General features: G+C 69.1%; 7 protein-coding genes and 1 pseudogene. All 8 read right to left on the bottom strand.

The window, feature by feature from the left end; all coding sequences use genetic code 11:
* Positions 1-443 precede the first annotated feature (443 nt).
* Positions 444-962 carry a HEAT repeat domain-containing protein gene (locus AQJ91_RS47755; protein WP_067036519.1) on the bottom strand — a complete coding sequence of 173 codons (519 nt, stop codon included), beginning with the start codon at positions 960-962 and terminating at the stop codon, positions 444-446.
* A gap of 456 nt (positions 963-1,418) precedes the next feature.
* Positions 1,419-2,285: a hypothetical protein gene (locus AQJ91_RS47750; RefSeq protein WP_067036516.1), complete on the bottom strand. Its 867-nt coding sequence runs from the start codon at positions 2,283-2,285 to the stop codon at positions 1,419-1,421.
* 279 nt (positions 2,286-2,564) lie between these two features.
* Positions 2,565-3,140, bottom strand: coding sequence for a hypothetical protein (locus tag AQJ91_RS47745; RefSeq protein WP_067036513.1), 576 nt, complete (start codon positions 3,138-3,140; stop codon positions 2,565-2,567).
* A 791-nt stretch (positions 3,141-3,931) separates the two neighbouring features.
* Positions 3,932-4,396: pseudogene (locus tag AQJ91_RS58680) on the bottom strand (TniQ family protein); the annotation flags it as partial.
* Entirely contained in the window at positions 4,393-5,646 is a 1,254-nt protein-coding gene (locus tag AQJ91_RS47735) for a TniB family NTP-binding protein (protein WP_067036507.1), read from the bottom strand. The gene AQJ91_RS47735 and the pseudogene AQJ91_RS58680, both read right to left, overlap by 4 nt.
* Positions 5,643-6,191: a hypothetical protein gene (locus tag AQJ91_RS57180; RefSeq protein WP_234383475.1), complete on the bottom strand. Its 549-nt coding sequence runs from the start codon at positions 6,189-6,191 to the stop codon at positions 5,643-5,645. Before AQJ91_RS57180 ends, AQJ91_RS47735 begins: the two co-directional genes overlap by 4 nt.
* 122 nt (positions 6,192-6,313) lie before the next feature.
* Positions 6,314-7,690 (bottom strand): DDE-type integrase/transposase/recombinase, encoded by a 1,377-nt coding sequence (locus AQJ91_RS47725; RefSeq protein WP_067036501.1) that lies wholly within the window; start codon positions 7,688-7,690, stop codon positions 6,314-6,316.
* Positions 7,690-8,529, bottom strand: coding sequence for a hypothetical protein (locus AQJ91_RS55055; RefSeq protein WP_199848227.1), 840 nt, complete (start codon positions 8,527-8,529; stop codon positions 7,690-7,692). The genes AQJ91_RS47725 and AQJ91_RS55055 overlap by 1 nt, the downstream gene beginning before the upstream one ends.
* Positions 8,530-8,615: the final 86 nt, after the last annotated feature.

Below are 8,615 nucleotides of genomic sequence, written 5' to 3'. Positions count from 1 at the left end.
GGGCGTACGAGTTGGCGAGTTGAGCGGGCGGCTGTGACCGAGCGCGGTACATGCCTCCGACGGTGACGCCGAGCGCAAGCTGGCCCGTCTGCTCGTGATACCACCCGGGCGAGGTGATCAGCGCAGCAGAAGAGCGCCGTGCACCTGCTCGTCGAAGATTTCGATCAACCGGTCGAAGACCGTCTGATCCTCGCTGGCACGAGCCGCGGCGAGCTCCTTGCGGGACTGGCGTCGGATGGTCGGCTGGCTTTGTACACGAGAACGGGAGTCGTTTGTTGACGGCTTCGGGAGTCACCGCGTGGGCCGGTCCCTTGATCAATGTCGATGAGTTCGGGAGTCACTCGCGGCCCGGTGGGGGGATCCTGGTGAGGTTGATCTTGGTCGGAACGCCCGGCCGGGGAAACTCGGCCGGGCGTTCCGGATGAACGGCTACGACTCCGCGGTCAGAGGTCGCCGCGGCGTGCGAGCTGCTTCACCGCGTTCTCACGGATGATCTCGTTCTCGGCGTCGCGCAAGCCCTCGAGGGCTTCCCGGGCCTCCGCGACGGGAATGGCGCCGAGCGCCCAGATCGCCTTCACCGCGAGCGCCCGGTTCTCATCCCAGTCTAGGTGCTCGGGAACCCAGTGAGTCGCCAAGACCAGCGTCGGCACCGTCTTGGGCGAGCGGAGCTTGCCCAGCGTGGACACGATGTCCTCGTGCTCCCTGTGCCATTCGGCAGGGAACAGCTCGATCAACGGCTCCATGAACTCCTCGACCGAGGCGTCGGCGGCGCCATGGACGATCAACGCCATCTCGACGTCGTCGGCGTCCCGGCGCTCCACGGCGTCCCGGAGCAGCCGGAGTGCCAGGGCCCCACCGTCGGACTCGCCGAAGTGGGCGAGCACCTCGTCGAGCGTGCGCGTCCGGCCCACACCTGGTACGAACGCCAGGCCCATGACCAGATCCTGCTCCTCAGGCGTCATCGCCTGACCACCTCCCATGCGGTGATGTTCTCGTTGAAGAGCTTGAGCGCGTCACGGCCGCTGGGCCGATGTTCACATGTGAGGTTGTTGAACGCCCCAGGTCTTGGGTGAACCCTAGCAAGATCATTCTCGCCGGGATTTCCTGCACTCAAGGCGCCGGCGTCCGGCCAGGCCGGAGGGACGTGGACCTCGCGCAAGGGGTCAACGAGGTCGGGGAACCGCTTCTCCCAGCGGGCCTGGGCGAGACGGGAGGACAGACGCCGATAGGTCGCCGCGGTGTGCGGGATCATGCCCTCCGCAACGAGCCGGTGGTAGCAGCGGCGGGTGCCTCCCAAACTCGTGAACATCGACCTGGCCGCCAACAGAGGGCCTCCCGAGCTCATCGACAAACGACTCCCGTTCTCGTGTACAAAGCCAGTCGGCGACCGGGCGAATTGGTCTTTCCAGTGCTGGGTATCAGCTGCTGAGGTCGAACAGGCCCCACGCGGTGAATGGCTCGGCCTGGACGTAGATCCTGCTTCCTCGGCTGACGACCCGCCGGCGGCGGGGAGCAGGGCCATTGGGCAGGGTGAGCAGGCCGACGTCCGTTGGCTCGACAGATGTTTCGGTGAGCTCTCCGTGGGCGAGTCGGTCCCGCTCCTCGCCGTAGCCGCCGTAGAAGGTGACTCGCTCGCCGTGGACGGCCACCGCTTTGGCGCCCCGTACGCGGTTCGACCACACCCTCACGGGCTGGTCGGTGCGGTCGGGGCGTATCTCGACGAGCGGGAAGTCCGTGTAGGGGCACGCCCAGGCGGCGGTGCTCGACACGTTCAAGGCGTAGCAGTCGAAGAGACCGGGGATGCGGGCGCCGTCCGACGTCCAGGCGAGCCGGCCCGTGGCGCTCCAGCGGCGGATTCCGGCCGGGTTCTCGTCGAAGTGACCGACCCAGATATGGCCGGCCTCGTCAACGAGCAGGTGCTCGATGGCGTCCCCGACGGAGAAGGACGAGGTCTCGCGCCCGAGCACGTCGAAGACCTGGACCTGGTTCGCGTCCTCGTACCGGCGGGCGCGCGACGCGGCGACGACGAACCCACCGTCCGGCAGGCGGTCCAGGTGCGGCCAGCGGGCTCGCACGGCGCTCAGCTCGGTGAGTTCGACGTTGCCGCCCGGATGGACGGAGACGACCAGCGCGTCGAAGGGCAGGACATCGCCGCCGGGCTGCGGAGCGCGTTCGGCAAGCAGCCAGTGGGCGGCGCCGAAGACGTCGACGGTACTGGTCAGGACGTGGCGGTTGTGGTGCGCTCGGGGGAGGTGGGCGTAGGGGATGAGGGCAGTCTTCTGCACGGGCGGGCTCTCCTTGGTGGGCGGTCACGGCCGTCGGTCGCTGTGGTGAGCGGCGGTCGGCGGCGCGCGAGCGGTAGAGAGCGGAGCGGGGCGCCTAGAGGGCATGGACCTTTCTGGTCGTCATGAGGTGATCATCGTCGACATCCGACCTCATGACAAACCCTTTCGGCGCACCGCCCTCATTGATCGACGAAACCGCCCAGGTCAGCCTCAACGAGGGCTACCCTGTCCGCCAACTCGAATGCGCAGCACGACAAGTCCAGTGCTCATTGAACAGATCTAGTGCTCAGTCACAGCGGCGTCGACGGCTCGGGTGAGCTGGGCGGCGTAGGCGTCGAGAAGCGGCTTCATCTGCTGGTAGAAGGGCACCTTGTTCTGCCGGATCCAGTGACCGATGGTGAACCGGTCCTGGCTCCATGCCGCGTCGAGCTCGGGGTCGTTTCGGGCTTCGGCCGGTTGTGGGGCGAATTGTGTTTCGCCGTGCGTGACCTGGGTCCAGATGTAGGCCGTGGCGGCGAGGCGTGCGCGGTCGTCGGAGAGGTAGCGGGGGCTGGGCCGGCGCTTCAGCTCGTCGGCGATCTGATGCCATGCGTCTGGTGGCAGTGCCCAGTCAGCGAGAAGGGTGCGGCGGTGCCGGTAGTCGATCAGTGGTGAAGAGGCGAGGGCTGCGGCGATCGCGTCCAGGGCTCGTTCGTATGCCTCCGGGGTTCCCTGCCGGCGGGCCCACCGCGTGATGGGGGTGCCCAAGCCCTTTCCGGCGATGCTGAGTCCGAGGAACTCGGCGGCATCGGCGGTGCTCTTGCCGAGAACTCGCCGGACGAGGAAGGCGGAGGTTGTGCGCCGCAGGACCGGCATGCTGAAGGCGACGGTGAAGGCGCCAAGGTGGCGTTCTGCCCACTCCAGGGGGAGGAATGCCGGAACGTGCTGAGGGCCGTAGTCGAGGCCGCGGTGTGGCAGCCGGCTTCCGCCCCTGCCGCTTCCGCGGTGGGTGGAGACCAGGTATTCAGCGGCGTCTCGGAATCGCTGGGAACAGTCGTCCTGGTAGCGGCGGAAGCCGGTGTCCCAGCTGCGGTGACGCTTCGGGGCGATGCCGCTGCGGGTGCGGTTCTCGACTGGCGCGAGTGGAGCCAGTGCGGTCTGCAGATCGGCGGCCGACAGGATGGCGTCGGCCGCGAGGAGAATGCTCGCGCAGGCCTGGGCATCCTGGGGCGGCGCGCTGACATGGATGGAGTGCGAAGGGTCCTGCCGGGCGAAACCAGCACCTGATCTGTGCGGCGGGTGTCGACGCCCGGGGCGGTGGGGCGAGCCCTCGGCCAGGTGATCATGACGAGTCCGCTGACCATCTGGAGGTCGGTGAAGTACTCGCTGGCCGTCGCGGCAGGGGCGTTCGGGCCGAGCATGGTGGTGATCTTCTTCTGCAGTGCGGTGAGTTCCCTGGGCAAGGGGTCTGCTGGTCCGGGCTGCTGCTGGTCCAGACGGGCGCCGCAAAGGTGGGCCGTTCGTTGTGTGCGGCGGGACCCGTGGGCGAGGGGTGCTCGGCACTGGGCCGGGTGGAGTCCGGCGATGGTCGGGCGGCCAATCAGCTGTCCGGGGCGGTCGGTGAGCGGTCGCTGGCATTCGGGACAGAGGTGTTCGAGGAAGCGCTGGTGGTGCGGGCATGCGATGACGACGGGCAGTCTCCAGTCGGTCTTCCAGGGGCCGCCGTGGCCCGTCTGCAGCGGGGTCCCGTCGCCGGCGAGGCAGTCGGGGCAGTAGCGGGCTGCTGCGGGGAAGAGCCAGTCCAGTGCGGGGATGCGCTTGCTGGCGCGAACGACGTCAAGGCTGTGGGCGATGGGCGGGTAGCGGGGTGCGAGCGGCAGCAGGGTCAGGGCCGTGGCTTCGGCTGCGGTGAGCCGGGTGGCGGTCTGGAAGTCGTTCATCCGCGGGGCGGGCAGTTCGAGGGAGAGGGCCGTGCGGGTGACGGCCTGGGTGTTGGGCTGATAATCGGCCAGGCCGGTGCGTCGCAGGACGATGTCCGGGGCGACGTCCAGGCGGTGGGCGAGCCGCATCACGTAGCCGGCCAGCAGTTCGCCGGGCAGCGGATCCAGGCTTCGGGGGAGCGGTGTGATCACCGGGCGCCTTCCTGAGCCGTGCCGAGAGGGCCACGGTCGTCGAAGACGGTGTTGCGGCCGCGTCGGGGCTTGCGCGGGGCGGGCTTGTCGGGGACGTCAGGAACTTCACCGGCGCCGGCGTCGCGCCGGTCGCTGTCGCGCAGGTCGATGGCGATGCCCTCGAGGAGTTCTTCGTCCAGGCGTTCGCGGCCAGAGTCGATGGCCTCGCGGCAGCCGTCTTCGATCAGCCGCTCCAGGAGGCCGACGACACCGTTGGTGCGGTGGTAAAGGTACTCGGGCATCGTGCCCCCGGTGAGCATGCCGGGGCCGGCGTCCAACAGCCGCAGGCCGCTCTGGACGCCGTGCAGGTGCTGGACCCAGGCGGTGATCTGCGGTGCGGTGTCGTAGTGGAAGCGGTCCAGCTCGATCAGATCGAAACGGCGTTCGGTCTGCGTGGCCTCCAGACCGTGGGCCTTGGCGTGCCGGGAGGGCGGGAGCCGCCACTGGCCGGTGGCCGGGTCGTGGCGTCCTTCCCGCAGCAGCCCGGAGCCGGGGATGTCGACGCCGACCAGGACCAAGGTGACGTTCATGCTCATGAAAGCTCGGATCAGATCGAGGGTGTCCTGGTCGTCGGCCCGGTGCATGCGAAGCCTCGTAATGTCGTCCAGGATCAGGACCTTGGTGCCGTGGTCTTGCAGGGACACGGCGACCTGACGCATCAGTTCGGGTAGGTCCATGCGGGGGCCGAGCGGCGCGTCGAAGAAGTTCAGGATCGCCTTGCAGGTGCTCTTCGGTTTCGCGGTCACCGGCGTCTGGACGTAGGCGACCGGGATGTGCAGGTCGCGGCTGCCCGGGCGGGCGTCGGGGTTGAGGTAGTCGTTGAGGGCCAGCCAGCGTTCCTGGAAGGCGGCGGCGATCTCGCAGACGCATTCGGTCTTGCCCTGGTAGCCGCCGCCGGAGACCATCACCCCGGCCCGGGTAGTGGGCTTGATCTTCAGTGCGTTGGTCTCGATGCGGCCACTGAGGAGTTTCTCGACCGCCCGGCTCATCGGGGTGTCCAGCAGTTGCAGGTTCGCGTGGGTAGCCGTGCGGTGCAGGTTGTGCAGCATCTTCTTGCGTCGGCTCAGCAGTGCGAAGGCCGCGCGGTCCATCACCGGCGCCGGGACGAACAGCTTGCGGGTGCGGCACCAGTGCTGCCAGCCGGCCGCGGTGTCACGGGCCGGGGCCGGGCCGGTCAGGACGAACGGCAGCGTCTCCTTCTCGCCTGTCACTGCGGTCCTTCCTGTACCGGTTGAGAAATGGGACCGTCGTCGTCGGCGTCGGGCAGTGTGAACAGCGAGTGCTCGCGCAGGCTGTCGCCGAGGCGGGGCGGTGCGACGAGCGGGACGTCGACCACAGCTTCGCGCCGGCGGCGCCGTTCCGCGTCGACGGCCTGCTGGTTCTGGCGAACAAGCTCGGCCGGCCGTGGTGCGACGGGCAGCGACGTCAGGCCGGCGGGGGCCGTCCGGTCGCGTTCGGCGGCCCGTGCGCGGGCGACTTCGCGGGCCCGCTCGGTCCGCTCCGCCTTGGTCATCTGGCTCGGCCAGGAGCCGACCGGGGAGCGGGCTCCGATCAAGTCGAGGAGGAGGGGCAGGAGTTCGATGTCGTCGCGGGGCGTCAGCCCGGCCCGGGCGGCCTCGCGCAGGACCTGCTGGACTCGCGCGTCGGAGAACGCAAGAACGTCCTCGCCGGCGGGCAGTCCGTTCCAGGGCAGGGTGTGCCACTGGCCAGAGAGCTCGATGAACGCCTGCCGACAGTCGCGGGGGTCGCGGTGCACGACCCATTTGTCCCGGTGTCGGCCGCTGCGAGGGGAGGGGAACAGGCTGAGCTCGCCCAGGACGGGGTCGTCGCCGCCATACCAAAGTCCGCCGATCTTGACCCCGCGACGGCCATGGATCTTCACGAAGTGCGCAGGCAGAAGGTGGTGGTAGAGGCTCGCGTCCGGGATCTGCAGAGCGATCCCGTCGCGGGCCGCTGCCGTGGCGAACAGCGTGTTCGGGCTGTGCCGGCCGCCGGGGTCCCAGGCGGGCGCGTACTGGTCCAGCCCCTGCGGTTTTGCCAGATTCTCACGATCCAGGTGGCCAGCAGGTGCTCCATCTCGTCCACCGTCCAGACCGCGTCGCCCTCCGGGTCGGCCCCCCGGTCTGCGACATCCTGACCGCGGTAGCCCAGCAGCATCTCCAGCAGCAGCGACTGGATTCCCAAAAACGCGCGTTCGCAGGCCGCCTTGTCCTGCGGGCGCATCGCCCTCGCCGGCAGCACCACCGTCCCCAGCGTGCGGGCGACCTGCACCAGGTGGTGGTTCTTGTAGACGCTGCCGTGATCGCTGGTCACCGTCTCGGGCGCGAAGAACGGCCGTCCGGCGACCGGATGGCCGGCGAACTCGGTGACCAGCGCGTCCGGGACACCGGGGTAGTGCCATTCCATGTCCGGCGTCCAGTCCGAGCGCATCGGCAGCGGCAGCATCACGTCCCGCAGCAGCATGGCCACCTCGATGGAGGAGTCCGATTCCGGAGTGAGCCGGAACGCGGCCAGCGAGTGCGTGAACGCGTCCAGTCCGAGGGTGAGATCGACGGTGATCGGCTCGCCGAACACGTCGTCGCGCAGCTTCACCGGGAACGGCGTGGTGTCCAGCACCACCACCTGGCCGGGACGGGTGATCGTCACGGTAGAGCCGCCGGTGTCCACCGCCGCGGCCGAGCGCAGGTAGCGCTGACGTCCGCTCTCGGGCCCGAACCACTCCTTCCAGACCTTCAACAGCGTCGTATAGTGCGGGATCTTCTTCTCCGACTCCGTGCCGAACTTCTCCCGCACGAACTGGTGGATCATCCGTTCCTTGGTCTTCATGCCGACCCGGGAACGGTGCAGACACTCCGCGTGGACTGCGTGAATCGCCTCCGCCACCTGCAGCGTGATCTTGCGGTGCCCCCGCAGCACCGGGGTGAGACGGCCGTCCGCCAGCCCCATGATCCCCTGCTCGGGCCAGGCGGCGGACCACCGTTGCAGCGTGCGCTCGCTGATCTGCCCCAGACCCAGCTGGCGGGCATCGTCCGGATGCAGAGCCTTCAGCTCGGCCACCTTGGCGAGCCGCCGCTCGGTCAGCGTCGTCCGCTCCGGGTCGTACTCGGGCCGGGGCTCACCCTTCTGGGCCCAGTGTCGGCTGCCGCTGCGGAAGCCGCTCTCGGCCTCCAGGAAGTGGGCCACCCTCAGCCGCAGCCGCTTCTGGTCATCATCCTTCAGGTCCTCGAACCGCGCAGGCTGCTGCTTGTCATCCATCACGGCCTCTCACCGGATAGACCCAGGTCGCATCCCCGAACGGCAGAGCCAGGTCGACGGCCATCCGACGGTGCCAGAGCAGATGGACCGCGTGCGTGCGGGCCACCGCCGGAACGTGCGTCTGATCCACCAGCTCGGCGAACTGCCACGGACGGCCGCCCAACCGCGGCCAGCAGCTGCCGCTCAAGCTCGAGCGGATCGGCCATCGGACGGCGCCGCACCGACAACGCGTCGATCCCCGCCAGCACCTGCCGACGCCAGCCGGTCACCACCATGTAGCGCCAGCCCGCGGCGGCCGCCACCTGCGCGGCCGCCGCGAACCGCACCTCGTCCTCCTCGCCGATCAGGCCCCCGGGACGCACGTCCACCAGCCACGAGGCTCCCGCCGCGAGCCCGAGGAAGTCCGGAATGTGCGAGCCCTTGCCCTGCGAGGAGGAAAACCGCAGACGGAACGGCTGGGACAGCATCTCGTCGAACCCGCCGACGAAGTCCATGACCAGCAGCAGCCAGCGTTCGGCCAGACTCTCGAAGCCGTGCTGTCTGCCGGTCCTCACCAGGCACTCCAGCCCAGGCCGGTGGCGCTGACCGGTCCGCCAGGAGAACCGCCGCACCGGCACCGACGCCATTGCCGGCCCCGCCGACAGGTCCTTCACCGGGACGATGACCTCGGACTTGCCGGTCTTCCACGTCACCGTCCACGTACGCGGCCATCCCGCCCCCAGATCCAGGCACTCGGTGGCCCGCTCGGGCAGCGCGTACGGCAGCGCGAGGTCCTCCAGACGGCAGGCGTGGGACCACACCGGACCTGCCGGAACATCGACGACCTGTAGGTCACCCATGGCGAGAGCACATCGCAGAACACGAACCGTACGCGAGGGAAAGCCCGAAACAACATCAGCAACCGGGCCATACCGGTACCCTGCTC

Source organism: Streptomyces dysideae (genome assembly GCF_001514305.1).
Classification (GTDB): Bacteria; Actinomycetota; Actinomycetes; order Streptomycetales; family Streptomycetaceae; genus Streptomyces; species Streptomyces dysideae.
Note: the sequence above shows the minus strand (reverse complement) of the source record. Positions and strands in the feature narration are given on the sequence as shown.

Coding starts and splice junctions, on each gene's coding strand:
- AQJ91_RS47755 (WP_067036519.1), bottom strand. CDS start 962: ATGACGCCTGAGGAGCAGGATCTGGTCATGGGCCTGGCGTTCGTACCA.
- AQJ91_RS47745 (WP_067036513.1), bottom strand. CDS start 3,140: ATGCCGGTCCTGCGGCGCACAACCTCCGCCTTCCTCGTCCGGCGAGTT.
- AQJ91_RS47725 (WP_067036501.1), bottom strand. CDS start 7,690: ATGGATGACAAGCAGCAGCCTGCGCGGTTCGAGGACCTGAAGGATGAT.
- AQJ91_RS55055 (WP_199848227.1), bottom strand. CDS start 8,529: ATGGGTGACCTACAGGTCGTCGATGTTCCGGCAGGTCCGGTGTGGTCC.